The sequence below is a fragment of the Devosia sp. genome, from assembly GCF_036676215.1.
Classification (GTDB): Bacteria; Pseudomonadota; Alphaproteobacteria; order Rhizobiales; family Devosiaceae; genus Devosia.
On the sequence record NZ_JAKFDJ010000189.1, the window covers coordinates 1 to 23,163 of the forward strand.

Consider the following 23,163-nt stretch of genomic DNA (forward strand, 5'->3'; position numbering starts at 1 on the left):
TGGATCATCCGCAATTCGCCCGTTCCCATCGGCACGGTGCCGATCTACCAGGCGCTCGAAAAGGTCAATGGCGATCCCTCCAAGCTCGACTGGGAAGTGTTCTCGGACACGCTGATCGAACAGTGCGAGCAGGGCGTGGATTATTTCACCATCCATGCCGGCGTGCGCCTCGCCTATGTCCCGCTGACCGCCAAGCGCGTCACCGGCATCGTCTCGCGCGGCGGCTCGATCATGGCCGGCTGGTGCCTCGCTCATCACAGGGAGAGCTTCCTTTACGAGCGCTTCGGCGACATCTGCGACATTATGGCCAAGTACGATGTGTCGTTCTCCCTGGGCGATGGCCTGCGCCCCGGCTCGATTGCCGATGCTAATGACGCAGCTCAGTTTGCCGAGCTGGAAACGCTGGGCGAGTTGACCAAGGTCGCCTGGGATAAAGGCTGCCAGGTGATGATCGAAGGCCCTGGGCACGTCCCGATGCACAAGATCAAGGAGAACATGGACAAGCAGTTGCGCGAATGCGGCGAGGCCCCGTTCTATACGCTGGGACCGCTGACCACCGACATCGCGCCGGGCTACGACCACATTACCTCCGCTATCGGTGCGGGTATGATCGGCTGGTTCGGCACGGCAATGCTCTGCTACGTCACCCCCAAGGAGCATCTGGGCCTGCCCAATCGCGACGACGTCAAGACCGGCGTCATCACCTACAAGATCGCAGCGCATGCGGCCGATCTGGCCAAGGGGCATCCGGCAGCACAGTTGCGCGACGATGCACTCTCAAAAGCCCGGTTCGAGTTCCGCTGGGAGGACCAGTTCAACCTCTCGCTCGACCCGGATACGGCGCGCAGCTTCCACGACGAGACCCTGCCCAAGGACGCCCACAAGACCGCCCATTTCTGTTCGATGTGCGGGCCAAAATTCTGCTCGATGAAAATCACGCAGGATATTCGCGACATGGCGGCCCGTGAGGATGGCATGGCTGAGAAGTCGCGCGAGTTCATCGACCAGGGCGCCAAGGTCTATGTCCCGCTCGAGCAGTAGCGCTCCGCTGCGGGCAACAGTGATCGGGGCCGGGGTGGCGGGTTTGACCACCGCCCTGGCTCTGGCCGAACGAGGCCTTGCGGTGGAAGTGCTCGAACGCAATGCCGGGCTCGGCCCCGGCAGCTGCTCCTGGCATGCTGGCGGGATGCTAGCGCCCTGGTGCGAGATGGCCTCGACCGAGGCCATTGTCGGCCGGCTGGGTGTCCAGTCCATCGCCTGGTGGCGCGAGCGCTTTCCCGGCACGGTGTCGGAAGGCACGTTGGTGGTCGCCCCTGCACGCGACCTTGTCGAACTCAGCCGCTTCGCCCGGCGCACCGAACGCTATCACTGGCTGGACGAGGCCGGCATTGCAGCACTCGAACCTGATCTGGCCGATCGCTTCCGCAAGGGGCTCTATTTCCCCGACGAAGCCCATCTCGATCCGCGCCTCGCCTTGGCGGCACTGGTGGCACGGCTGACGTCTCTGGGCGTGGCGATCCGATTTGAAACCGACGTCCTGCCCGAGGCGGCCGCTGGCGATCTGGTCTTTGATTGCCGCGGCCTCAGCGGCCGAAACGACATGCCGGCCTTGCGCGGCGTACGTGGGGAAATGGCGGTGATCCGCTCGCGCAGTTTCGCGCTGTCCCGACCGGTGCGTTTGCTCCATCCGCGCTTGCCGCTCTACGTGGTCCCGCGCGGCCAAGGCGTCTTCATGCTGGGCGCGACCATGCTCGAAAGTGAAGCGCGGGGGGCGGTCAGCGTGCGCTCCATGCTCGAATTGCTGGGTGCTGCCTTTGCGCTCCATCCCGCGCTGGGCGAGGCTGAAATTCTCGAATTGGGGGCAGATCTGCGCCCCGCGCTTCCTGACAATCTTCCCCGGGTGGAGCGGGCCGGTCGCGTGATCCGGGTCAACGGCCTCTTCCGCCACGGTTTTCTGCTCGCTCCGGTTCTGGCCCAGATCGCCGCCGGCACGGCCCTTGATCCCCATTTCGATACGGAGCTTGCTCATGCGAATTTTGCTTAACGGAACCGAGCAAAGGCTGGCGACGAACCGCCTTGACGAAGCGCTCGAAGCGCTGGGCTACAAGGGCGCCATCGTCGCCACCGCCGTCAACGGGCGGTTCGTGCCCACGGCGCGACGCGCGGCCACGCCCCTTGCCGATGGCGACCATCTCGAAGTGCTCGCCCCCATGCAGGGGGGCTGAGGAATGGACTTCTATGGCGTCGAGCTTTCCTCCCGGCTGCTGCTGGGCACCGCCCGCTACCCTTCACCCAATATCCTCGAAGCGGCGATCCGCGCTTCTCGCGCCGAAATCGTCACCGTCTCGCTGCGGCGCGAAGGCGGCGAACAGCGGGCTGGTCAGGCGTTCTGGTCGTTCATTGGTGAGCTGGGCGTCCGCATCCTACCCAATACTGCCGGCTGCCACTCGGTCAAGGAGGCGGTGACCACCGCCCATATGGCGCGCGAGCTGTTCGGCACGACCTGGATCAAGCTCGAAGTGATCGGAGAGGCCGATACGCTACAGCCCGACGTGTTCGGGCTGGTGGAGGCCGCCCGGATCCTGGCCGAGGACGGGTTCGAGATTTTTCCCTACACCACCGAAGATCTGGTGGTGGCCGAACGGCTGATCGCGGCCGGCTGCCGGGTATTGATGCCCTGGGGGGCCCCGATTGGATCGGCGCGGGGGCTCAATAATCTCTTTGGACTTCGGGCCCTGCGGGCCCACTTCCCTGATGTGCCCCTGGTGATCGATGCCGGCCTCGGCGTGCCCTCGCATGCGGCGGCGGCGATGGAATTGGGATATGACGCGGTGCTGCTCAATACCGCCGTCGCCGAGGCGGGCGACCCGGTGCGCATGGCCGAGGCGTTCGCCCTGGCCGTCGAAGCGGGGCACATGGCCTATGCCGCCTCGCCAATGGAGCCGCGCGACATGGCGGCACCCTCGACCCCGGTCGTGGGCAAGGCGCACCTGGCATGACGCTCGACCGCTTCTATCCGGTGGTGCCCGATGCGGACTGGGTCGAGCGGCTGCTTGCCTGGGGGGCAAGGCTGATCCAGTTGCGGATCAAGGATTGTCCCGAGCCCGCGCTGCGGGCCCAGATCGAGCGGGCCAAAGGCGCATGCGCCGCCGCGGGCGCGCAATTGGTGGTCAATGATCATTGGCAACTGGCGCTCGATACCGGCTGCGATTTCGTTCATTTGGGCCAGGAGGATCTGGCCGGGGCCGATATGGGCGCGCTGCGACGGGCCGGGATACGCATCGGCATCAGCACCCATGACCATGCCGAACTCGACCGAGCCCTGGCCGAAGCGCCCGACTATGTGGCCCTGGGTCCCATCTATCCCACTCAGCTCAAGCAGATGCCCTGGGCGCCGCAGGGGTTGGCGCGGATTGGAGAATGGAAACGTCTCGTGGGTGCACGCCCTCTGGTGGCCATTGGCGGGCTGACTGTGGCGCGAGCCGACCTCTGCCTTGGCGCCGGGGCCGATTGCGTCGCGGTGGTGGGCGACATCATGCGCCATCCCGACCCCTCCCGCCAGACCGGAGCCTGGCTGGCAGCAACGAGGCCTTGAGATGACCGATCGCTACATCCGCCAGACAACGCTGAGCGAAATCGGGGCGGCAGGTCAAACCAGGCTGGCCGCCGCCACGGTGCTGGTGGTGGGGGCGGGGGGACTGGGCTCCTCGGTTCTGCAAATCCTGGCTGGCGCTGGGGTCGGCGAGATTGTCATCGTCGACCACGACCATGTCGACATCAGCAATCTGCATCGTCAGCCGCTTTACGACATGAGCGATATAGGTGTTCTCAAGGCAGAAGCGGCGCGTGACGCCGTGCTCCGTTCCAATCCCGACATAGTCACGACGGCCAAATCGGAGCGTCTGACGCCGGCCAATGCCACTGAGCTGATTGAAAAGGCAAACATCGTCATCGACGCCGCCGACAATTTTGCCGTGACCTATATGCTGTCCGACCGATGCCTGGCCGTTGGCAAGCCACTGATCAGTGCGTCGGTGCTGGGTCTGTCCGGCTATGTCGGGGCCTATTGCGGCGGTGCGCCCAGCTATCGCGCGGTTTTCCCCGATGTACCGGAAGCCGCAGGTAGTTGCGCCAGCATTGGCGTGCTGGGATCGGCTGTAGCGATCCTGGGAAGTCTGCAAGCCCATTTGGCACTCCATGTGCTGCTCGACTTCAGGCCCAGCGTGCTGGGCCGCGTGGTCAGCTTCGATGGCCATAGTCTGCAGTTTGGCGGTTTCGGTTTTGCCGATTGTCCGGAGCCTCAGCATGCCGCTCAATTCATCGGGCTGGCGGACCTTGAGCCGGAGGACATTGTCGTCGACCTGCGCGGTGTGGCCGAAGCCCCCATACTGCCGCGTTCAGACGCGCTTCGCGTAGCGCCAGCGGATGTCGACCTATTGGCGTCAGCCGACGGTGGAGCACGCATCGTGCTGTGCTGCCGCAGCGGGCAGCGGGCGCTGCGGGCCGCGGGGCGGCTGCAGGCCATGGGCAGGCTCAACCTGGCGCTCGTGGCACTTGGAGATCCGTCGTGACTCCTGTTGCGTTGACCATTGCCGGCTCGGATTCGGGCGGCGGCGCCGGGATCCAGGCAGACCTCAAGACGTTTTCGGCGTTTGGCGTGTTTGGAGCCAGCGCCATCACTGCGGTGACAGCGCAGAACAGCATGCGCGTGAGCGCCGTCCACTTGATACCCGCTGAAATGGTGGCAGCCCAGATCGATGCCGTATTCGCCGATCTGCCGGTAGCATCGGTCAAAATCGGTATGCTCGGAAGTGCCGATGTCATCGCCGCGGTCGCCAAGAGTCTGGCTCGGCATGGCGCCAGCGGGATTGTCCTTGATCCCGTGCTGGTCGCAACCAGCGGTGCGCGCTTGTTGCCAGAGGAGGCCCTGAACGCGCTGGTAACCCTGCTGCTGCCGAGGACCCACCTGCTCACGCCTAACCTGCCCGAGGCGGCCGCCTTGACCAACTCGCCAATTGCCATGAACGAGGCTGCGATGATCACCCAGGCCAGGGCGTTGCTGGCGATGGGAACCCAGGCGGTGCTGATCAAGGGGGGACACGGCGCGGGGCGGCAGAGTACTGATTTGCTCGTCGATGCCAGCGGCGTCACGCGCTTTGACGCTGAGCGCCTGGACATCGGCGAATTTCACGGCGGGGGATGCATCTTTTCCTCCGCGATCGCGGCTGGCCTGGCCGGGGGGTGTACGCTTATCGAATCGATCACCCAGGCCAAGCACTTCATCGCCCGAGCCATCGCGGCAGCGCCGGGCCACGGCCTGGGCTCCGGTGCACGACTGCTTCACTCCGGCCGAAGCTCCACCCGGTCAAAACAAGGCGTCATACTATGAGACGCGAGGACGCCCCGCTCCGGCGGATTAGGCTGCGCTTTTGTTCGCCAGAAGGAGGCGCACGAGCAGACCTGCCCGCCTTGGCATCGCAATCTGCGCCACTGATCGCGAGGAGATATTGAGCGCAGAGCCGAGCCGGAAGCTCGGGACGACCTAAGAGGTCCTTGCCATAATTGGCGCCGGGCCAGTGACGGATTATCTCCGGCCCGTGGTCTGGCCGGAGACAAATCCAGGGTTTTTGTACGCGACAGGCCGTGCGTGGAGCCTAGGCAAGGTGTTCGCCGAATGTCGCCATCGCGGCAATGACCGGTTCGACCCTTCGCCCTTGCGCGGTGAGGGCGTATTCCGTCTTGGGCGGCACGGTCGGATAGATGGTTTTGCTGATCAGTCCTTCGGCCTCGAGCGCTGCAAGCCGAAGCGCCAGCATGCGCGGGCTGATTCCCTCAAGGCTCCGCTGAAGCTGGCTATAGCGCCTGGTTCCGCGGAGCAACTCCCGGAAGATCAAGGTGGTCCACTTGCCATCCAGTACCTTGGCGGCCCGGGAAACTGGGCAGGCGGGTTCGCAGGGCACCACATCATCTACTAAAAGCATCGCTATACTTTTTGTAATTACTTACTTTTGTATAGCGAGTCTCCTAGATTGCGGCAACCAGAAACCTTTGGAGCCTCAATCCATGACATACCTGCGCATCGTCCTCTGGCTTATCGCCATTTCGCAAATCGTCCTTGGCGCCTTGACCCTTTTCGCGCCGGCCCTCTTCTTCAGTGCGATGGGCCTGTCGATGCCGCCGACCGATACCTTCTACATCGTCGGCATGCTCGCAGCCCGATTTCTGGCATTCGGAATTGTGCTGGTCGTCCTGGCTGGTCGCAAGAGCGTCGATCCCCTCTGGTTGCAGAGCATGGTGGTCATCCAGTTCGTGGATTTGGCGGCCGGCCTCTACTACACGGCCTCTGGAGTCCTGCCATTGACCGCGTCGGCCTTCCCGATGTTCAACGCGGTCCTGTTCTCCATCCTACTGATCGTGGCCCTGCGGCGCGATGCTGGCGTCTTGCAGACGTCCGTGGCCTGAACAGGCGGCTTGGGTTTGGGGTGACGTTCCCCCGACATCACGCGACAGCCGTGGTTTTCGCGGCACCAGGGCCCATCCAGAGGTTGTCGATACGTTCGGTACGTCAAGCAACATGTCGCGTTGACCTGAAGCGGAAGGAGGACCTCCCAAACAGGCAGAACCGCAACGCCCTGCGGCCGAGGCGATCGGCGCAGCTGCAGGCGGCCGTAGCCGCCCGCCGATGTGACCGGTCAGCCGCGATACGGCTCGACCTGCTGCAGGGTGTCGGGATCGAAGAACTGCATGGAGGTGCCGCCGGCGCCATTGGGAACCCAGGCGCGGACATAGCCGCCCCATTCTTCCAGGCGTTCGGTCGCGACGCCGCGGTCGAGCAGGGCTGCTTCGAGTGCGAATTCGTCGCGGCCGTGGATTGTCGTGTCAGCCATGGCCAGTGTGGGAAGGGCGGTAAATCCGGCGATAGCGACCAGCGTGGTGATGGAGAGGGTTTTCATTTCGATGTTTCTTTCTGTTTGAACACCCTCACTTTCCGTCGCGCGCATTGCCTGAACATTGCATAGATCGTTTATTTTCAAATAGTTATGACAATTCAAACGGCAGCGGCACCCCGCCGGAAAGCGGGGTGCCGTGCGCGTGTGACGCCGTGGAGGTGCGGCGTCAGACAGCCGGAAGCATGGGTTCGGTTTGCGGTTCGTGATGGTCCGGCGCCCGCGGCAGGAAGCGGGTGACGAAACGCGACAGCGCATCGACATAGGTCAGCATCACCGGCACCACGACCAGCGTCAGCAGGGTCGAGCTGATGAGGCCCCCGATCACCGCATGGGCCATCGGTGCGCTCTGGTCGCTCCCCTCGTGAATGGCGAGGGCCAGCGGCAGCATGCCGAAGATCATGGCCAGCGTGGTCATGATGATGGGGCGGAAGCGTGTGCCGCCGGCCTCGATCAGGGCATCAACCAGGGTCGCGCCCTCTCGCCGGTGCTGATTGGCATTGTCGACGAGCAGGATGGCATTCTTGACCACGAGGCCCATCAGCATGACGAAGCCGATCATGGAATACATGTTCAGCGTCGAGCCGCCGACCAGTAGGCCCAGCATGACCCCGACCAGTGACAGTGGCAAAGCCATCATGATCGCCAGGGGCTGCAGGAAGCTGCCGAACTGACTGGCCAGCACCAGGTAGATAAAGATCACGGCCAGCAGCAGCGCCGAGACCATGCTGCCCACCGTATCGGTAAGCATTTCGCCATCGCCGCCCTGGGCGATGCTGACGCCGGCGGGAAGATCGAGCGCGGCCACCGCGGCATCGATCTGGGTCGTGACATCGCCCAGCACGCCGCCTTCGATATTGGCGCTGATGGTGACCTGGCGAGTCAGGTCTTCGCGGTGGATCTCGCTGGGGCCAAGGGTGGGCCTGACCTCGGCGATCTGGTCGAGCCGGATGGCGACCGGGGTGTCGGTCTGGCTCTGGGCGATGGGCAGGTCGCCAATGGCGTCGACGCTCTGCCGCATGGCTTCGGGCAGACGCACGACGACGTCGAGCTGGTCGCCGGCCGCATTGGTCCATTCCGAGGCGGTTTCGCCGCCCAGCATGGCGCGCAGGGCCGAACCCGTGGCCTGCAGGCCAATGCCCATGTCGCTCGCGGCCTGCCGGTCCATGACGATGTCGAGCATGGGCTGGGCCTGCTGCAGGCTCAGTTCGACATCGACAATGCCGGGAATGGCCAGCATGGCCTCGCTCAACTGCGCCGCGGCCGTGGCCAGGCCGTCGAGGTTTTCCCCGAGCAGCTTGACCTGGATGGGGCTGTCGCCGCCCCCCAGGCCGCCACCGGCGGTCACCACGAAGCCAGCTCCGGGAATGGAGCGCAGCGCATCGCGGATCGGGACCGTCATTTCCAGCGACGAGCTGGTCCGTTCACCGGGATCGACCAGGGCGACGGCGATGCTGGCGCGGTTCTCGCCGGAGGCCGTGCCGGCGTTGACGCTGGTATAGGTGCTCTCGACCTCCGGCATGGCCGCCAGCAGGGCCTCGACCTGATGCGCCTTGACGGCGGTATATTCCGTGGAGGAGCCGGCGGGGGTCTCGAGATCGATCTGGATCTGGCTGTTGTCGGCTGGCGGCATGAATTCGACGCCGACCATGGGAAAGAGCAGGAAACTGCTGCCGAAGGACATCAGTGCGACCAGCATGGTGATGATGCGGTGGCGCAGCGACCATCCCAGCACGCCGCGATAGAAGTGGGCGAGTTTTTCGAAGCCCTTGTCGAACAGGCCGATCAGCCGGCCGATGGGGCCGTGCTTGGCATCGGGCTGGGAGTCCGGATCGTACCAGACGCTCGACAGCATCGGATCGAGGGTGAAGCTGACGAAAAGCGAAATCAGCACTGCTACCGAAACGGTGACGCCGAACTGCATGAAGAACCGGCCGACAATCCCGTCCATGAAGGCGAGCGGCAGAAACACTGCGACGATGGAGAGCGTCGTGGCCAGCACGGCCAGCCCGATCTCCTTGGTGCCATCGAGCGCCGCCTGGATATGGGATTTGCCCATATGCAAGTGCCGGGTGATGTTTTCACGCACGACGATGGCGTCGTCGATGAGGATGCCAACCGACAGGGTCAGTGCCAGCATGGTCATCATGTTGAGGGTAAAGCCGAGCAGGCTCACCACGGTCAGGGTTCCCACGATCGAAATCGGCAAGGTGAGGCCGGTAATGATGGTCGACCGCCAGGAATTGAGGAACAGGAAGACGATCACCACGGCGAGCACGGCGCCCTCGATCAGGGTGGCCTGAACGGTCTCGAAATTCTGCTCGATCGGTTCGGCCGAGTTCTGCAGCACATCGATGACAACGTCCTCGGGCAGGCTGCCATTTTCGTTCAGCGCGGCGACCGCCGCCTCGACGGCATGGGCGATGGCTACGGTATTGCCGCCTTCGATCTTGACCACGTCGATAGCCAGCGCCTGCTCACCATCACGGAACGCCAGGCCATCGGTATCGGACGGGCCTTGGGTCACCGTCGCGACATCGCCAACGGTAATGGTCTCGCCGCCATTGCTGGCAACGATGATGTCGCGGAAGCCTTCGACCGTGGCGACCTCGGCGTTGATCTGCACCGTCTGTACCAGCAGGCCCTCGACGATCGAGCCGGTGGGCAGTGTCTGGTTGTCCTGCTGGAGGGCCGAGACAACGTCGCCAATACCGATGCCGAAGGCGTTGAGCAGGTCCGGATCGACCGCGATACGGACCTGGTTGTCGAGGCCCCCGACGACGGTGGCACTGCCCACGCCGGAAATGGCGGTCAGGGCGGGCGTGACGATGTCGTCAGCCAGCGATGTCAGCTCCAGCACCGATTGGGTTGGGCTGCTGAGGGCGAGGGACAGCATGGGACTGGCCGTGGGATTGTAGCGCAGCACCTGGGTCGTGTCGGCCGCGTCCGGCAATTGATCGGCGATCGCAGCCAGCCGGTCCCGGACATCCTGCGCTGCGACGGCGGCGTCGGTCTCGAGGGTGAATTGCAGCACGACCGTCGAATGGCCGGCGCTGGAGGTGGAGGTGACCGATTCGATACCGCCCAGGGTATTGACGGCATCCTCGATGGGCTGGGTGATCTCGGTCTCGACGGCTTCCGGCGACGCGCCGGTATAGGGCGTCAGCACGGCGACGATGGGAAAATCGACATCGGGATACTGTTCGATGGGCAGGCCGCGATAGGCCGAGATGCCGAAGACCAGAATGGCCACCATGATCATGGTGGCAAAGACCGGGTGGCGAACGCTGATGGAGGTGAGGAACATGGCCTAGTTTTCCTCAATGACGACGGGGGCGCCGTTGGACAGCCCGGACAACGCGGTGCCGACGATCACATCGCCGGCCGCAAGGCCCGAGCTGACCTCGGTCAGCGCCCTAGTCTGCCATTCGGCGCCGGTTTGGATCGAGCGCTCTTGCAGCACTCCATCCACAACCGCCAGCACATAGCTGGCCTCGTCGCGAGTCTGGATGGCGGCGGCCGGTACGGCCAGCACATCGTCATCCTGCTGCACCACGATATTGCCGGTGACGAACATGCCGCCGCGCAGCAATCCATCGGGATTATCGAGCGTGAGATAGACCTTGATCGAGCGCGTGCCCGCTTCTGCGACGGGGCTGACCCGATCCACAGTGCCGGTGAACGCGTCTGCGGGCATGCCCTGGACGGTCAGCCGCACCGATTGACCGGCCTGAATACGCGCCGAATGGCCGAGCGATGCCACGACTTCGACGCGGACCGTGGACAGGTCGACGATGGTCAGCATGGTGGTGCCGGGGCTGACGATCTGGCCGGGCTCGATGGCACGGGTGGCGACAGTGCCGGCAAAGGGCGCGACGACGCGGGCCCGCAGCAGGTTGGCCTCTGCCAGGGCGACCTGGCTCTGTTGGGTAGCGATCGCTGCCGTCAGTTGATCGACCTGCGCCTGCGCCGTGTCGAGCGTGGTTTGCGCCGCCAGCCCCTTGTCGGACAAGAGCATGGTGCGCTCCAGCGTCGTCTCGGCGGCACGCAGTTGCACCATGGTTGACGCCATCGTGCTGCGCTGCTGGTCCAGTTGCAGGCGCAGGTCGGTGGTGCCGACCTCGACCAGCAACTGGCCGGCCTCGACATGATCGCCCGGGCGCACCGCTACCGTTTCGGCCAGGCCGCTGACCTGGGCGGCGATGGCGGCTTCCTGCACCGGATGGATCGTGCCCGTCACCTTCACAAGGTCCTCGATGCGCTGCGGCTGCACTGTTACGATTTCCAAGGGATGCAGTTGCATGACGCGAGGCGTTGCCGGTGCGGTGATCGTCGCGGCGACCGGCGTAGCCGGCAGCTGATTGGCCAGCAGCACTGTGGCGCCACCGGTTGCCAGGGTCAGGATGACGGCCGGCCAGAACCATCGCCCGCCGCGGCGGGCAGGAGCGCGGGTGGCAGTGTTGGCGGGTTGATCGGACGGGTTCATTGCGGCCTCGCATGGCTGAGGGGGCCGAGCACCGGCCTGTGAACCCATCCAATGACCGTTCTGGATTGCGCCAACGTTGCGCCGCGCAATGCAGCCGCAATGTCTGTCGCTAGACTGGCAGAAAGTCGGATAGGATTAGTGCATGCGTATTTTGCTGGTCGAAGACGAGATGAACATGGCCGCGGCCCTGACCGCCGCACTCAGCCGCCACGACATCGTGGTGGATCATGCCCGCACGCTCGAGATTGCGGAGGAGGCCTGCCGCAGTGGGGTGCATGACGCCGTGCTGCTCGATCGCAAGTTGCCGGACGGCGAGGGACTGTCGCTGATCCCGCTCCTGCGGCGGGAGCAGCCTGGCCTGCCCATCATCGTGCTGTCGGCGCTCGGATCCCCCGACCATCGTGTCGCCGGGCTCGACCATGGCGCCGACGACTATCTGGCCAAGCCATTTTCGACAGACGAACTGCTGGCGCGGTTGCGCGCGGTCATGCGCCGCCCGGCACAGATTGGCGAGAGCACGGTCAATGTCGGCCAATTGCGGTTCAACCTGACCGAGCGCCAGGCCGACGTGGCTGGCGAACCGCTGGATCTGACGCGCCGCGAATTGCTGGCACTGGAAATCCTGGTGCGCCGCGCCGGCCGGACTGTGTCGCGCAGTGCGCTGGAAGAGGCGGTCTATGGCTATGACGACGAGATCGCGTCCAATTCGCTGGATGCGCACATCTCGCGGCTGCGGCGCAAGCTCAGTGCGGCGGGCGTCGAGATCCATGCCATTCGTGGCCTGGGCTATCTGCTGCGGACCGCATCATGAGGCCGTGGCTCGCGACATCGCTGCGGACAAGGCTGACCTGGCGCATGGTGGTGATGCAGGCGCTGGTACTGTTGGCGTTCACCAGCGTGGCCGCCATCCCCATCCTCAAGCTGATCAGCGAGGAGCAGGGGCTCGATGACGGGGTCATCGAGGACATCGCCGAATCGATCCAGCGCGACCCCGCTGGCGGGCTGGCGCTTGTGCCCGACGACGACATGCTCGAGAAAGCGGCGGAATATCCGGACCTGTGGTTCTACGCCACGGATATCGACGGCAATGGGGTGCAGATGGGCAATATACCCGAGCGCGCCGATGACCTGCTCGACTATCTGCCGCGGCTGAACTCGGCCAACATCGCCGATATCGGGCCGGCCGAGGCGCCTGCCGCTCTCGCGCGGCGCCACGACAGCGCTGCCGGGCAGCTCTGGATCATCACCGGCGGCGGTCCCGAGATACGCTTCAAGGCCATCTTTGGCGCCATCGCCAATCCGATCTTTCTTGGCCTGTTGTCCCTGCTGACCATCGTCTCCTTTCTGGTCATTCCGCTGATCGTCAGGCACCAGTTGCGGGGCGTCGACCATGTTGCGGCCGAGGCGGATACGATCGACGTCGACAAGCGCGGAATTCGCCTGTCATCCGAGCATGTGCCCGATGAACTGCATTCCCTGGTGGCGGCCGTTAACGCCGCACTGCAGCGGCTCGACGATGGCATCGAGCGGCGACAGCGCTTTCTCGCCGACGCTGCGCACGAGTTACGCACCCCCATCGCCATTCTCCAGACCCGCATCGAGCTGCTGCCTGACGACGAGCAGCGCAGCCGGCTGATGCTCGACGTGGCCCGGCTGGCCAATCTGGCGAACCAGTTGCTCGACCTGCAACGCCTTGATGCGGACCTGACGGTGTTTCAGCCGGTCAACCTTGTCGATCTGGCAGCCCAGGTCACCGCCGACATGGCGCCTCTGGCGATCTCGGCCGGCGATGAAATATCGTTCGATGCCGAGGTGGACACCGTTACCGTCGCCGGCGACCCCGCCTCGCTCTCGCGCGCCATCGTCAACCTCATTCAGAACGCGGTGATTCACGGCGGCCGCAAGACCGCGATCCATGTCGCCGTCGGGCGCGATGGTTCGCTCCGTGTGGCCGATACCGGGCCTGGAATTGCCGAGCAGAATCGCCAGGCGATCTTCGAGCCCTTCAACCGCATCGTGCCGCTCGATCAGGGCGCCGGCCTGGGACTGAACCTGGTCAGGGATATCGTGGTCCGGCACAATGGCCAGATCACCGTCGGCGATGCCCCTGGGGGCGGCGCCCTGTTCGAGATCTTCCTGCCCCTCACTTCCCCGCGGCCGAGCTGATTGCGGTTTTTCTCCCATGCTGGTCGGTTCAATTTTGCTATAGGATTGGATCGGCGAGGTGCTGCAGGCCAGCCCGGCCGCAGGAACGGGAGACAGGTCATGCAAGGCTCAACGACACGAACCACCAATGGACGCGGCAGGCTGTTCGACAGCATATTGGAGACGGTCGGCGACACGCCGGCGATCCACATCAACAATCTGGGCGTGTCCGGCGTCACGCTCTATGTGAAGGCCGAGTTCTTCAATCCGGCGGGATCGGTGAAGGATCGGCTGGCCCTCAATATCATCGAGGCGGCCGAACGCGACGGTACGCTCAAGCCGGGCCAGACCGTGGTGGAAGCCACCAGCGGCAATACCGGCATCGGGCTGGCGATGGTCTGTGCGCAAAAGGGCTATCCACTGGTCGTTACCATGGCGGACAGTTTTTCCATCGAGCGCCGCAGGCTGATGCGCTTGTTTGGCGCCAAGGTGGTGCTGACGCCCCGTGCTGAAAAGGGGTTGGGCATGTACAGGAAGGCCGTCGAGTTGGCGGAGGCCAATGGCTGGTTTCTGGCCAGCCAGTTCGAGACCAGCGCAAATGCCGATATCCACGAGGCCACCACGGCACGCGAAATCATCAACGACTTTGCCGGCTCGCGGCTTGATTATGTGGTCACGGGCTATGGCACCGGGGGAACCGTGACTGGCCTGGCGCGCATATTGCGCAAGGAACGTCCGGAAACGCGTATCGTGTTGAGCGAGCCGGCCAATGCGCCATTGCTGGGGAGCGGACAGCCCCAGCAGCGCGGGGATCGCGGCGCGCCGGCAGTCTCCCATCCCGCCTTCACGCCACACCCCATCCAGGGCTGGACGCCGGACTTCATTCCGCTGGTGCTGCAGGAGGCAGTCGACACCAAGGGTTATGACGAACTGCTACCGGTTGCAGGGCCGGATGGCATACAATGGGCGCGGTTGCTGGCGCAGAAGGAGGGAATACTCACCGGCATTTCCGGTGGCGCCACTTTCGCGGCGGCCCATCAGGTGGCGGAGCGTGCCGCGCCAGGTTCAGTTATCCTCTGCATGCTGCCCGATACCGGGGAGCGCTACATGACGACGCCACTATTCGAGGCGATCGAGGCGGAGATGGATGCCGAGGAGCTGGCGCTGTCGCGCTCGACACCCGGCTATCAATTGCCGCCGAGCTGAACAGTGCATTGCGGCCGCCAGCTTCGCCTTCGGCCTTGGCGGCCTCGCCAGCGTCAAGCCATGGCGCGGACCGTCTCCAGGAACTCCGCGTGGCCCAGGGCCTGCTGGGCCGCTGCCCGATATTCGCGGACGAGGCTGTCATAGGCCTCGCGGGCGAATTGGCGCAGTTTGGGGTCGGCGTCCATTTCCTTGCGGGCTAGAGCCGGGTCGAGCAGGCCGAGGCCGGCCAGCACGGGGTAGTGCAGCTGGGTCTGGATATGCGGCAGGCCGAAGAGCGTATCGGGGAAATGCTCGTGCCGGGGCATGTGGGCTTTCCAGTGAGCCAGGCGTTCTCTGGTCTCGTGATGGATGCGGTTGGTGCGGACCTCGCGCCAGAACGGGGTGTCGTCGCGTTCGACCATATAATGGGTGTTGACGAAGGTGCGGAAGTCGTCGACCTGGCGGCCGACGCGGGTGTTGTAATCGTCGCGGTCGGCGGGCGTCATGTCGGCGGGGTGCTTGAGATGGCGGTCGGCGAACAGCATCATCTGTACGATGGTGCCATGGATTGATGTGGATTCCAGCGGTTCGAGGAAGCTTGAGCTCAGGCCTACCGCCAGCACATTGCCAACCCAGGCATTTTCCAGCCGGCCGATCTGGAAGCGGATGTCGCCGCGGACTTCGATCTCGCGGCCGAGCACGCGCTCGACCTCGGCCTTGGCCTGTTCGGGTGTGCTGAATTCGTCTGAATAGACATAGCCGCAGCCATAGCGGGTCTGGGTCGGGATCTGCCACATCCAGCCGGCATCCTGGGCCCAGGCGCGGGTGTAGTTGGCGATTTCCTCGCCCGGCTTGATATCGAGCCAGAAGGGCAGAGCGCGGTTGACCGGCAGTTCATGGGCATAGGAAATCCAGGGCGCCTGCATTTCCTTGACGATGAGCTGCTTGCGAAAGCCGGTAGCGTCGATGAAAAAATCGGCTTGCAGCTGCTGGCCGTTGTCGAGCTCGAGCGCGGTGATGTCGCCGGTTTCGGGGCTGCGATGCACGCCTGAGACGACGGCGTCGATAATATCGACGCCGCGGGACTTGCTAGCGAAGAACTTGCCGACCAGCGCCTGATCGAAATGGTAGGCATGGTGGAAGGGGCCGAGCGGGATCAGCGAGCCGTCGGCTTTGCGGGCATAGGGCGCCTTTTTCTGTTCGAGCAGCGGCCCGAACAGGTGCATGTCGGTGATCGGCCGGCCGGCGGCGACGGCATAGACGTTGAGATAATCCGACGGCGCGCCGGGCGGCGGCTGGATGACCTGATGCGGATCATCGATCGGGCCGTAATAGGTATAGCCCTTGCGGCGCCAGTCCTCGTGGCGGATGCCGAGCTTGAAGGTGGCGCCGGTCTTGCGGAAGAATTCGAACTCATCGATGCCGAAATGCTTGAGCAGCACGCGAAAGGCGGCGGTGGTGGCCTCGCCGACGCCGACCGTGGGGATGCTGGAGGGCTCGATGACGCTGATGCGGGCGTTGATGCCCTTGCGGCGCGCCGAATCCTGAATGATGAAAGCCGCGATCCAGCCAGCGGTGCCCCCGCCGACGACCACGAAATGGGATTGTCGGGTCATGCGTCGTCTCCTCCAACGGGAAGGCTAGTTGGCGGCCCGGAGGCGGGCAAGTGGCGGATATGAAATCTTAGGAAACCGGAAGTCTCCGTGGATTTGTCGGTCAGCCGCCGGCGCCCTGGTATTTGCCGGTGGCGTAGCGCCAATGGGCAATGGCGATCAGCACCCAAAGGGGCCCTGCCAGCAGCGCCACGGGGCCGGCAAAGTCGCCGAGCATGGGGATGTCCTTGCCGAGCAGGGCACCGACGGGCACGGAGCTGGTCAGCGCCAGCGGTACGGCGGTGATGAGGATGATCTGTATGCCGCCCGGGAAGATGTTGAGCGGGTAGCGCGTCAATTCCCAGAAGCCGAAAAAGATGGCGAAGAGGTGGTTGGAGCGCACCCAGATCAGCGCCGTGGCCCCGATCATGGTGATGAGGGCGGCGGTGAGCAGGGTCGAGCTGACCAGCGTGCCCAGGAAGAACAGCACCGACCAGAGGCTCCAGTCAAAGCCGACGGCGAGCACGGCCCAGCCCATCAGGGCCACCGCCAGGATGACATGGCCGGCATAGCCGATATTGAGGCCTGAAAAGACCAGATAGGTCCAGGGGCTGAACGGCTTGACCAGCAGCGTATCAAAGGTGCCCAGGCGCACCAGTTCCTCGAGGTCGCGCAGCTGCACGAAGCTCATGGCGGCGCCGAGCGAATAGGCCAGCAGCTGAAAACTGAACAGCAAGGCCAGTTCCGGCCAGGTCCAGCCGCCCAGCGTGTCGAAGCGGGCGAGCAGGATGCCGATGCTGGCAAAGACGCTGCCATAGGACAGGATCTGGGCAAAGCGGTCGAGCCAGAAGGCGCCGCGATATTCCATCTGCGAGCGGATATGCATCTGGACCAGCAGCGGGATGATGCGCAGGTGGCGGAGCATGGTTCAGCCTCCCTGCACGGTGATGCGAGTGGAGGCGCGGCGCCAGAGCCAAAGCACACCGGCGAGGAACAGCGCGGTCCAGATCAGGCCGATGCCCAGATAGAGCCAGGTCTCGGGTACCGAAAGGCGGCCGAGATAGACGGCGTTTGGATAATAGACGATCCAGGCAAACGGCAGGTGACGGGCAAGGGTGGCCAGCGGTTCGGGGAAAAACCAGAACGGCACCATGATGCCCGAGAACAGATGCAGGAAGGCGCCCAGGATCCAGTCGAGCGAAAAACTGGTCATCAGCCAGAAGGCGACGAGGCCGAATAGTGCCGACATCAGGAACAGCAGCCCGAAGGACATGGCCCAGAAGGCGACGAACATCATGGCGTGAAACAGGCTGGCGGGGGGCAGCATGCCGTAGAACAGCGCGGTGAAGGCGACGGTGGGGATGACCTGGGTGAGCAGGCGATAGGAGAAGCTGCCGCATTCATTGGCGAAGAGATAGAGCGGGTAGGACAGGGGCTTGAGCAGCCAGACGGCGACATCGCCGGTCTTGAGCGAGCGGCCGATGGCGCCAATGATCTGCTCGGGCCGAGTGGCGCCCATCACGGCGCCGCCGAGCAGGGCATAGGTCACCATCTGCTCCAGCGATACGCCATCGACGATGGTGGCGCCGACGCTGGCATAGACGGCCAGCCAGATGGCGACGCGGGCGAAGACCTGTACCAGCTTGCCGAAGATGTTGGCCCAGACCTCATTGCGATAGGCGAGCTGGGTCTGGAACGAACTGCGGGCGAAGGCGGCATAGGCACTCATGAGGCGAGCGCCGCGGCATTGCGGCCCTGGTAGAAGGTGCGGATGACCTCTTCGATGTCGGGTTCGTGCAGCGCGACATCCGTGAGGTCGCGGTCGCTGCCGACTTCGGCCAGGATGCGCACCAGCGAGATTTCCTCGCTTTCCAGCAGGTAGTGCTTGCGCATGCCCTCGTCGCTGGTCAGCGTGGCCGAGGCGAGCGGCAAGGGGCCGGGGTCGGTGCCGAATTCCAGTGTCAGGCGGCGGGCCGAGCCGAGCGCGGCGCGCAGCCTTTTCAGTTCGCCATCGAAGATCAGCTTGCTGTGATCGACCATGATGAGGCGCGGACAGATGGTCTCGATGTCCTGCAGGTCATGGGTGGTGAGGATGATGGTGACGCCGCGTTCGCGGTTGATCTCCGCGAGGAAGCGCCGCACCGCATCCTTGGCGACCACGTCCAGCCCGATGGTGGGTTCGTCGAGAAACAGAATTTTCGGATCGTGCAGCAGCGACATGACGATTTCGGCGCGCATGCGCTGGCCCAGGCTGAGCTGGCGCACGGCGCGATCCAGAAACGGCGTCAGGTCGAGCAGGTCGCTGAAGCGCTTGAGGTTATCGCCGTAGCGCGCCTCGGGAATGTCGTAGATGCGCTGGTGCAGGGTGAAGCTGTCGATCACCGGCAGGTCCCACCAGAGCTGGCTGCGCTGGCCGAAGACAACGCCGATCTGGCGGGCATTGTCCATGCGCTCGAGATGAGGCGTGCGACCCAGTACCGAGAGTGTCCCGGCGCTGGGCACCAGGATGCCGGTCATCATCTTGATCATGGTGGATTTGCCGGCGCCGTTGGGGCCGAGATAGCCAACCGCCTCACCGGCCGCGATGTCGAAGCTGACATCGGAGACGGCGGCGATTTCGGTATATTCGGTGGTCACCAGCGTCTTGAAGGCGCCCAGCAGACCGGGAAATCTCTTGTGCTGCCGGAAGCGTTTGCCAACGCCCCGTGCCTCGATCAGCGCTGTCATGTCGCGTCCCCCTGGAGGGGAACACTAACCGATTCTCCGGCGCCGTCGGATGGATGACGCTGTGTCAGGCGGCGTCGTTGATCAGTTCTTCGGCGAGGCCATATTCGTGCAGCTTGCGGTAGAGGGTGGAGCGGCCGATCTTGAGCGCACGGGCAACGCGCGACATGCGGCCGCCATGATGCTCGATGGCAAAGACGATGGCGGCGCGTTCGATTTCGGACAGGGCCGCGATTTCCCCGGTCGGCGCGAGGAAGCGATCGGGCGCCGGGGCCGGCATGTCGAAGATGGCGCGCTGGCGGGCGGAGGCGATGTCGATATGGGTCGGGGTCGCAGGAACCGGAACGGCTTCGATGGCCTTGACGGCCAGGTCGCGGCCGGAAGTCTGGGAGAAGATCTGCGGGAAATCGACGGTTTCGAGGAAGGCGCCGTCGGTCAGCACGATGGCGCGATAGACCGCGTTTTCCAGCTGGCGGATATTGCCCGGCCAATCATAGGACAGCAGCAGGTCAAGGGCGGGTGGGGAAATGCCCAATACCCGCTTGCCGGCTTCGGCGCTGAAACGGGCAATGAACATGGCGACCAGCGCCGTGACATCCTCCATGCGCTCCCGTAAGGGCGGTACATAGATGGGGAAGACGTTGAGGCGATAGTAGAGGTCTTCGCGGAACTCGCCGGATTTGGCCAGGTTCAGCAGACGCCGGTTGGTCGCGGAAATGACGCGGACATTGACGCGCTCCGGACGGGTCGCGCCGATGGGCTCGATCTCGCCTTCCTGCAGCACGCGCAGCAGCTTGACCTGGGTGTCGAGCGGCAGCTCGCCGACCTCGTCGAGAAAGAGCGTGCCGCCATGGGCATCGGCGAACTTGCCCTGTTGGTCGGTCACGGCGCCGGTAAAGGCACCCTTCTTGTGACCGAACAGCACCGACTCGACCAGATTGGGTGGAATGGCGCCACAATTGATGGTGACGAAGGGCTTGCCGGCACGGTCGCCGCTGCCCTGGATGATGCGGGCGATCAGCTCCTTGCCGACGCCGGTCTCCCCTTCGATCAGCACGGGGATGTTGGACTTGCCGGCCTTGGCGCAGAGGGTCAGGACGCGCGCCATGGGCGGTGCCTTGGCGATCATGTTGGCGCTGGTGAAGGTGCCGGCCTTGCGGGCACGTTCGGAGCGGATGGCGGCCTCGAGGGCGTCTAGCTTCATGGCGTTGCGCAGCGAGATGATCAGCCGCTCGGGCGCCACTGGCTTGACGAAATAGTCGGCGGCGCCATTGCGCATGGCGGAGATGACGGTTTCGAGCGAGGCATTGGCCGTCTGGATGATGACGGGCGTGGTCAGCCCCTCGCGGCGCATCGCATCCATGACGCCCATGCCGTCGAGGTCGGGCATAACGAGGTCGAGAATCATGGCGCCGATATTGCGGTCGTCGCGCAGGATGGCGAGCGCCTGCTCGCCGCCGGTCGCGGTCAGCGGCTTGAAGCCGGCCCGGTTGGCGACCTCGGCGGTGAGGCGCAGCTGAACAGGATCATCATCAACTACGAGAACACGCGTCATCCGAACTCCGGTCTTCTTGATGCGGCATCGAATCGTGTGCCGTTTTGGGAACAAGATGGGCCGGGGGCCTTAAGAGGGGATTAATCATGAGGAACTTGCCGGCAGCCGCGGTGCTCAGGCAACCGAAGTGTCCGGTCTGGTGTTGCTGTGGCAGGAGGACGCTATGGAACATCGCGGTTATACGGGGCTGGACTTCATGGAGGGCTTTTCGCTGCTGGCGGGCGCCCTGTGGATCATCGGCGCCTTGACCCTGGGCGCGCTGGTGATGATGGGCAGCGCGCGCGTGGGATCGGTCACGCCGGCGGCAAACCAGACGCCGGTGGCAGAAATGCCGACACAGTAGCGAGGACTGCGCGCTGATCTGCAGGAGCACTGCTGATTTTGGACGGACCCGCCCTTCACAGCGCGGGTCCCGCTGGCTAAGGTCCGCCCGCAATTGGACCAGCCCGGAGAACAGCCATGACCGCCGCCGCCCAGAAAGGCCACAACCAGCTCGGCGCCCTGCCGGTCTGGGACCTCTCCGACCTTTATCCGGGACGCGACAGTGCCGAATTCAAGGCGGACCTCGAGAAGGCCAAGGCGGACGCAGTGACGTTCGAGGCCACCTACAAGGGCAAGCTGGTCGAGCTGACCAAGGTCGGCAAGCTCATTGCGGCGATCAAGGACAGTGAAGCCCTGGGCGACCTCAGCGGCAGGATCGGCTCGTTCGCCTTCCTGCAATATGCGCAGAAATCGACCGATCCTGATCGCGCCAAGTTCATGGGCGACACCAATGAGGCGCTGACCAATCTCTCGACCAAGACGCTGTTCTTCGAACTGGAACTGAACCGGATCGAGGATGCCGATCTCGAAGCGGCCTTCGCCGCGGATGCGGAACTGGCACGATACCGCACCTGGTTTGCCGAGCTGCGCAAGGCCAAGCCCTACCAGCTCGACGACAAGCTCGAAGAGCTGTTCCACGACAAGTCGACCACGGCCTATTCGGCCTGGAACCGGCTGTTCGATGAGACGCTGTCCAGCCTCGAATTCGAGGTTGATGGCGAGATGCTCAACATGGAATCGACGCTGCATCTGCTGTCCGAGAAGGACGAGACGAAGCGCGAGGCCGCGTTCAAGGCGCTGGGCAAGACGCTGAAGGCCAATAGTCGCCTCTTCACCCACATCACCAACGTGCTGGCCAAGGACAAGGAAATCTCGGACCGCTGGCGCGGTTACGAGGACATTGCCGATAGCCGCCACATGGCCAATTCGGTCGAGCGGGAAGTGGTCGATGCGCTGCAGGAGGCGGTGCAGGAAGCCTATCCGCGGCTCAGCCATCGCTACTACAAGATGAAGGCCAAGTGGTTCGGCAAGGACAAGCTGAATGCCTGGGACCGCAATGCCCCGCTGCCCACCAGCGACGAGCGGACCTGGGACTGGGAGAGCGCCAAGTCGACAGTGATGGAGGCCTATGGCAAATTCTCGCCGCAGCTGGCGGAAGTGGCCGCGCCCTTCTTCGACGGCGGCTGGATCGACGCGCCGACCGGCGACGGCAAGTTGTCAGGCGCCTTCGCGCATCCCACGGTGCCGAGCGCGCATCCCTATCTGATGCTCAACTATCTCGGGCGCTCGCGCGATATCATGACGCTGGCCCATGAACTTGGCCATGGCGTGCATCAGCGGCTGGCGGCGGCGCAGGGGCCGATCCTCAGCAATACGCCGCTGACCCTGGCCGAGACGGCATCGGTTTTCGGCGAGATGCTGACCTTCCGGCACCTGCTCAACAACACGACCGACCCCAAGCAGCGCTTCGCCTTGCTGTCGAGCAAGGTCGAGGACATGCTCAATACCGTAGTGCGGCAGATCGCCTTCTACACCTTCGAGCGGCGGGTCCACACGGCGCGGCGGCAGGGCGAACTCAAGACCGAAGAGATCAACCAGATCTGGCTCGGTGTGCAGCAGGAATCGCTCGGCGACGCGATCATCGCCAATGAAGGCTACGACATCTTCTGGGCCTATATCCCGCACTTCATCCACTCGCCGTTCTACGTCTATGCCTATGCCTTCGGCGACTGTCTTGTGAACTCGCTCTACGCACAGTATGAGAAAGCCAATGAGGGCTTTGCGGAGCGCTATTTCGAGCTGCTCAAGGCTGGGGGTAGCAAGCATCATTCCGAGCTGTTGGCGCCGTTCGGACTGGACGCCAAGGACCCCCAATTCTGGTCGCTTGGCCTTTCCATGATCGAGGGGCTGATCGACGAGCTGGAAGCGACTTCACCCTGAGGGGCGACTTTCGGCTCTCAGACTTTGTGACGACTGGACTAAAGAGGACGACATGGCCACTAAGCACCGCCCCGAACACCACGCCGAGCTGCAGGTTGAATCACCGATGGATTATGCCCAGCACGAAGCCACCTATAACGGCTTCCTGACCTTTCTGAAGTGGAGCGTTCTGGGATTGGCCGTTACCGCGATAATCCTCTATTTCGTCGTCAATCCCTGATCATCCAGCGCATACAGGCATTTGAACCGAGCCTGTCCGTCGGGCAG

The 23,163-nt window shown here is 64.1% G+C and carries 23 protein-coding genes; 14 read left to right on the plus strand and 9 right to left on the minus strand.

Going from position 1 to position 23,163, the window contains the following annotated elements:
* The 7 genes from thiC to thiD all read left to right on the plus strand — a co-directional run.
* Positions 1 to 1,041: phosphomethylpyrimidine synthase ThiC (thiC, locus tag V6M52_RS15335; protein ID WP_332701636.1), on the plus strand; the 1,041-nt coding region annotated here is incomplete at its 5' end.
* 7 nt (positions 1,042 to 1,048) lie between these two features.
* Positions 1,049 to 2,044, plus strand: a complete 996-nt coding sequence (locus tag V6M52_RS15340; protein WP_332701665.1) for an FAD-dependent oxidoreductase — start codon at positions 1,049 to 1,051, stop codon at positions 2,042 to 2,044.
* Positions 2,028 to 2,225, plus strand: coding sequence for a sulfur carrier protein ThiS (gene thiS, locus V6M52_RS15345; RefSeq protein WP_332701637.1), 198 nt, complete (start codon positions 2,028 to 2,030; stop codon positions 2,223 to 2,225). The genes V6M52_RS15340 and thiS overlap by 17 nt, the downstream gene beginning before the upstream one ends.
* 3 nt (positions 2,226 to 2,228) lie before the next feature.
* Positions 2,229 to 2,999: a thiazole synthase gene (locus V6M52_RS15350; protein ID WP_332701638.1), complete on the plus strand. Its 771-nt coding sequence runs from the start codon at positions 2,229 to 2,231 to the stop codon at positions 2,997 to 2,999.
* Positions 2,996 to 3,595, plus strand: a complete 600-nt coding sequence (locus V6M52_RS15355) for a thiamine phosphate synthase (protein ID WP_332701639.1) — start codon at positions 2,996 to 2,998, stop codon at positions 3,593 to 3,595. Before V6M52_RS15350 ends, V6M52_RS15355 begins: the two co-directional genes overlap by 4 nt.
* A gap of 1 nt (position 3,596) precedes the next feature.
* The gene (locus V6M52_RS15360) at positions 3,597 to 4,571 is read left to right on the plus strand and encodes a HesA/MoeB/ThiF family protein (RefSeq protein WP_332701640.1); all 975 of its coding nucleotides are present in this window, start codon (positions 3,597 to 3,599) and stop codon (positions 4,569 to 4,571) included.
* Complete coding sequence (gene thiD / locus V6M52_RS15365) at positions 4,568 to 5,389, plus strand: bifunctional hydroxymethylpyrimidine kinase/phosphomethylpyrimidine kinase (RefSeq protein WP_332701641.1); 822 nt, start codon at positions 4,568 to 4,570, stop codon at positions 5,387 to 5,389. The genes V6M52_RS15360 and thiD overlap by 4 nt, the downstream gene beginning before the upstream one ends.
* Before the next feature lie 265 nt (positions 5,390 to 5,654).
* Here the strand turns inward: thiD and V6M52_RS15370 are convergent, their stop codons facing one another.
* The gene (locus tag V6M52_RS15370) at positions 5,655 to 5,981 is read right to left on the minus strand and encodes a winged helix-turn-helix transcriptional regulator (RefSeq protein WP_332692945.1); all 327 of its coding nucleotides are present in this window, start codon (positions 5,979 to 5,981) and stop codon (positions 5,655 to 5,657) included.
* Between the two features lie 82 nt (positions 5,982 to 6,063).
* On the opposite strand from V6M52_RS15370, the gene V6M52_RS15375 reads away from it, so the two are divergent.
* Positions 6,064 to 6,462, plus strand: coding sequence for a hypothetical protein (locus tag V6M52_RS15375; RefSeq protein ID WP_332692948.1), 399 nt, complete (start codon positions 6,064 to 6,066; stop codon positions 6,460 to 6,462).
* 230 nt (positions 6,463 to 6,692) lie between these two features.
* On the opposite strand, the gene V6M52_RS15380 is transcribed toward V6M52_RS15375, so the two are convergent.
* From V6M52_RS15380 to V6M52_RS15390, 3 genes are all read right to left on the minus strand, one after another.
* Positions 6,693 to 6,953: a hypothetical protein gene (locus V6M52_RS15380; RefSeq protein WP_332692951.1), complete on the minus strand. Its 261-nt coding sequence runs from the start codon at positions 6,951 to 6,953 to the stop codon at positions 6,693 to 6,695.
* A gap of 163 nt (positions 6,954 to 7,116) precedes the next feature.
* Positions 7,117 to 10,254 carry an efflux RND transporter permease subunit gene (locus V6M52_RS15385; RefSeq protein WP_332701642.1) on the minus strand — a complete coding sequence of 1,046 codons (3,138 nt, stop codon included), beginning with the start codon at positions 10,252 to 10,254 and terminating at the stop codon, positions 7,117 to 7,119.
* Between the two features lie 3 nt (positions 10,255 to 10,257).
* Positions 10,258 to 11,433 (minus strand): efflux RND transporter periplasmic adaptor subunit, encoded by a 1,176-nt coding sequence (locus V6M52_RS15390; RefSeq protein WP_332701643.1) that lies wholly within the window; start codon positions 11,431 to 11,433, stop codon positions 10,258 to 10,260.
* 142 nt (positions 11,434 to 11,575) lie between these two features.
* Here V6M52_RS15390 and V6M52_RS15395 point away from each other — a divergent pair, with 142 nt between their 5' ends.
* The 3 genes from V6M52_RS15395 to V6M52_RS15405 all read left to right on the plus strand — a co-directional run bounded on the left by V6M52_RS15395 (position 11,576) and on the right by V6M52_RS15405 (position 14,784).
* A complete protein-coding gene (locus V6M52_RS15395; RefSeq protein ID WP_332701644.1) occupies positions 11,576 to 12,244 on the plus strand; it encodes a response regulator transcription factor in 669 nt (222 codons plus the stop codon).
* Positions 12,241 to 13,599, plus strand: coding sequence for a sensor histidine kinase (locus V6M52_RS15400; RefSeq protein WP_332701645.1), 1,359 nt, complete (start codon positions 12,241 to 12,243; stop codon positions 13,597 to 13,599). The genes V6M52_RS15395 and V6M52_RS15400 overlap by 4 nt, the downstream gene beginning before the upstream one ends.
* Positions 13,600 to 13,698: 99 nt before the next feature.
* On the plus strand, positions 13,699 to 14,784 hold the full coding sequence (locus tag V6M52_RS15405; RefSeq protein WP_332701646.1) for a PLP-dependent cysteine synthase family protein: 1,086 nt from the start codon (positions 13,699 to 13,701) through the stop codon (positions 14,782 to 14,784).
* A 53-nt stretch (positions 14,785 to 14,837) separates the two neighbouring features.
* Here the strand turns inward: V6M52_RS15405 and V6M52_RS15410 are convergent, their stop codons facing one another.
* The 5 genes from V6M52_RS15410 to V6M52_RS15430 form a co-directional block, all read right to left on the minus strand.
* Positions 14,838 to 16,379 carry a tryptophan halogenase family protein gene (locus V6M52_RS15410; protein ID WP_332701647.1) on the minus strand — a complete coding sequence of 514 codons (1,542 nt, stop codon included), beginning with the start codon at positions 16,377 to 16,379 and terminating at the stop codon, positions 14,838 to 14,840.
* 100 nt (positions 16,380 to 16,479) lie between these two features.
* On the minus strand, positions 16,480 to 17,280 hold the full coding sequence (locus V6M52_RS15415; protein ID WP_332686576.1) for an ABC transporter permease: 801 nt from the start codon (positions 17,278 to 17,280) through the stop codon (positions 16,480 to 16,482).
* Between the two features lie 3 nt (positions 17,281 to 17,283).
* Positions 17,284 to 18,084, minus strand: a complete 801-nt coding sequence (locus V6M52_RS15420) for an ABC transporter permease (protein ID WP_332701648.1) — start codon at positions 18,082 to 18,084, stop codon at positions 17,284 to 17,286.
* The gene (locus V6M52_RS15425; RefSeq protein ID WP_332701649.1) at positions 18,081 to 19,082 is read right to left on the minus strand and encodes an ABC transporter ATP-binding protein; all 1,002 of its coding nucleotides are present in this window, start codon (positions 19,080 to 19,082) and stop codon (positions 18,081 to 18,083) included. Before V6M52_RS15425 ends, V6M52_RS15420 begins: the two co-directional genes overlap by 4 nt.
* 64 nt (positions 19,083 to 19,146) lie before the next feature.
* Complete coding sequence (locus V6M52_RS15430) at positions 19,147 to 20,634, minus strand: sigma-54-dependent transcriptional regulator (RefSeq protein ID WP_332701650.1); 1,488 nt, start codon at positions 20,632 to 20,634, stop codon at positions 19,147 to 19,149.
* A gap of 163 nt (positions 20,635 to 20,797) precedes the next feature.
* Between V6M52_RS15430 and V6M52_RS15435 the strand changes: the two genes are divergently transcribed.
* The 3 genes from V6M52_RS15435 to V6M52_RS15445 all read left to right on the plus strand — a co-directional run bounded on the left by V6M52_RS15435 (position 20,798) and on the right by V6M52_RS15445 (position 23,116).
* Complete coding sequence (locus V6M52_RS15435; protein WP_332686568.1) at positions 20,798 to 20,977, plus strand: hypothetical protein; 180 nt, start codon at positions 20,798 to 20,800, stop codon at positions 20,975 to 20,977.
* A 116-nt stretch (positions 20,978 to 21,093) separates the two neighbouring features.
* Positions 21,094 to 22,896: a M3 family oligoendopeptidase gene (locus tag V6M52_RS15440; RefSeq protein ID WP_332701651.1), complete on the plus strand. Its 1,803-nt coding sequence runs from the start codon at positions 21,094 to 21,096 to the stop codon at positions 22,894 to 22,896.
* 52 nt (positions 22,897 to 22,948) lie between these two features.
* A complete protein-coding gene (locus V6M52_RS15445; protein ID WP_332686564.1) occupies positions 22,949 to 23,116 on the plus strand; it encodes an aa3-type cytochrome c oxidase subunit IV in 168 nt (55 codons plus the stop codon).
* Positions 23,117 to 23,163: the final 47 nt, after the last annotated feature.

What these genes read in the sequence shown, in the direction of transcription:
- V6M52_RS15380 (WP_332692951.1), bottom strand. Translation starts at nt 6,953, where the DNA reads ATGAAAACCCTCTCCATCACCACGCTGGTCGCTATCGCCGGATTTACC.
- V6M52_RS15395 (WP_332701644.1), top strand. Translation starts at nt 11,576, where the DNA reads ATGCGTATTTTGCTGGTCGAAGACGAGATGAACATGGCCGCGGCCCTG.
- V6M52_RS15375 (WP_332692948.1), top strand. Translation starts at nt 6,064, where the DNA reads ATGACATACCTGCGCATCGTCCTCTGGCTTATCGCCATTTCGCAAATC.
- V6M52_RS15415 (WP_332686576.1), bottom strand. Translation starts at nt 17,280, where the DNA reads ATGCTCCGCCACCTGCGCATCATCCCGCTGCTGGTCCAGATGCATATC.
- V6M52_RS15425 (WP_332701649.1), bottom strand. Translation starts at nt 19,082, where the DNA reads ATGACAGCGCTGATCGAGGCACGGGGCGTTGGCAAACGCTTCCGGCAG.
- V6M52_RS15445 (WP_332686564.1), top strand. Translation starts at nt 22,949, where the DNA reads ATGGCCACTAAGCACCGCCCCGAACACCACGCCGAGCTGCAGGTTGAA.
- V6M52_RS15405 (WP_332701646.1), top strand. Translation starts at nt 13,699, where the DNA reads ATGCAAGGCTCAACGACACGAACCACCAATGGACGCGGCAGGCTGTTC.
- V6M52_RS15430 (WP_332701650.1), bottom strand. Translation starts at nt 20,634, where the DNA reads ATGACGCGTGTTCTCGTAGTTGATGATGATCCTGTTCAGCTGCGCCTC.
- V6M52_RS15385 (WP_332701642.1), bottom strand. Translation starts at nt 10,254, where the DNA reads ATGTTCCTCACCTCCATCAGCGTTCGCCACCCGGTCTTTGCCACCATG.
- V6M52_RS15360 (WP_332701640.1), top strand. Translation starts at nt 3,597, where the DNA reads ATGACCGATCGCTACATCCGCCAGACAACGCTGAGCGAAATCGGGGCG.
- V6M52_RS15370 (WP_332692945.1), bottom strand. Translation starts at nt 5,981, where the DNA reads ATGCTTTTAGTAGATGATGTGGTGCCCTGCGAACCCGCCTGCCCAGTT.
- V6M52_RS15400 (WP_332701645.1), top strand. Translation starts at nt 12,241, where the DNA reads ATGAGGCCGTGGCTCGCGACATCGCTGCGGACAAGGCTGACCTGGCGC.
- V6M52_RS15440 (WP_332701651.1), top strand. Translation starts at nt 21,094, where the DNA reads ATGACCGCCGCCGCCCAGAAAGGCCACAACCAGCTCGGCGCCCTGCCG.
- V6M52_RS15390 (WP_332701643.1), bottom strand. Translation starts at nt 11,433, where the DNA reads ATGAACCCGTCCGATCAACCCGCCAACACTGCCACCCGCGCTCCTGCC.
- V6M52_RS15355 (WP_332701639.1), top strand. Translation starts at nt 2,996, where the DNA reads ATGACGCTCGACCGCTTCTATCCGGTGGTGCCCGATGCGGACTGGGTC.
- thiS (WP_332701637.1), top strand. Translation starts at nt 2,028, where the DNA reads ATGCGAATTTTGCTTAACGGAACCGAGCAAAGGCTGGCGACGAACCGC.
- V6M52_RS15410 (WP_332701647.1), bottom strand. Translation starts at nt 16,379, where the DNA reads ATGACCCGACAATCCCATTTCGTGGTCGTCGGCGGGGGCACCGCTGGC.
- V6M52_RS15435 (WP_332686568.1), top strand. Translation starts at nt 20,798, where the DNA reads ATGGAACATCGCGGTTATACGGGGCTGGACTTCATGGAGGGCTTTTCG.
- V6M52_RS15350 (WP_332701638.1), top strand. Translation starts at nt 2,229, where the DNA reads ATGGACTTCTATGGCGTCGAGCTTTCCTCCCGGCTGCTGCTGGGCACC.
- V6M52_RS15420 (WP_332701648.1), bottom strand. Translation starts at nt 18,084, where the DNA reads ATGAGTGCCTATGCCGCCTTCGCCCGCAGTTCGTTCCAGACCCAGCTC.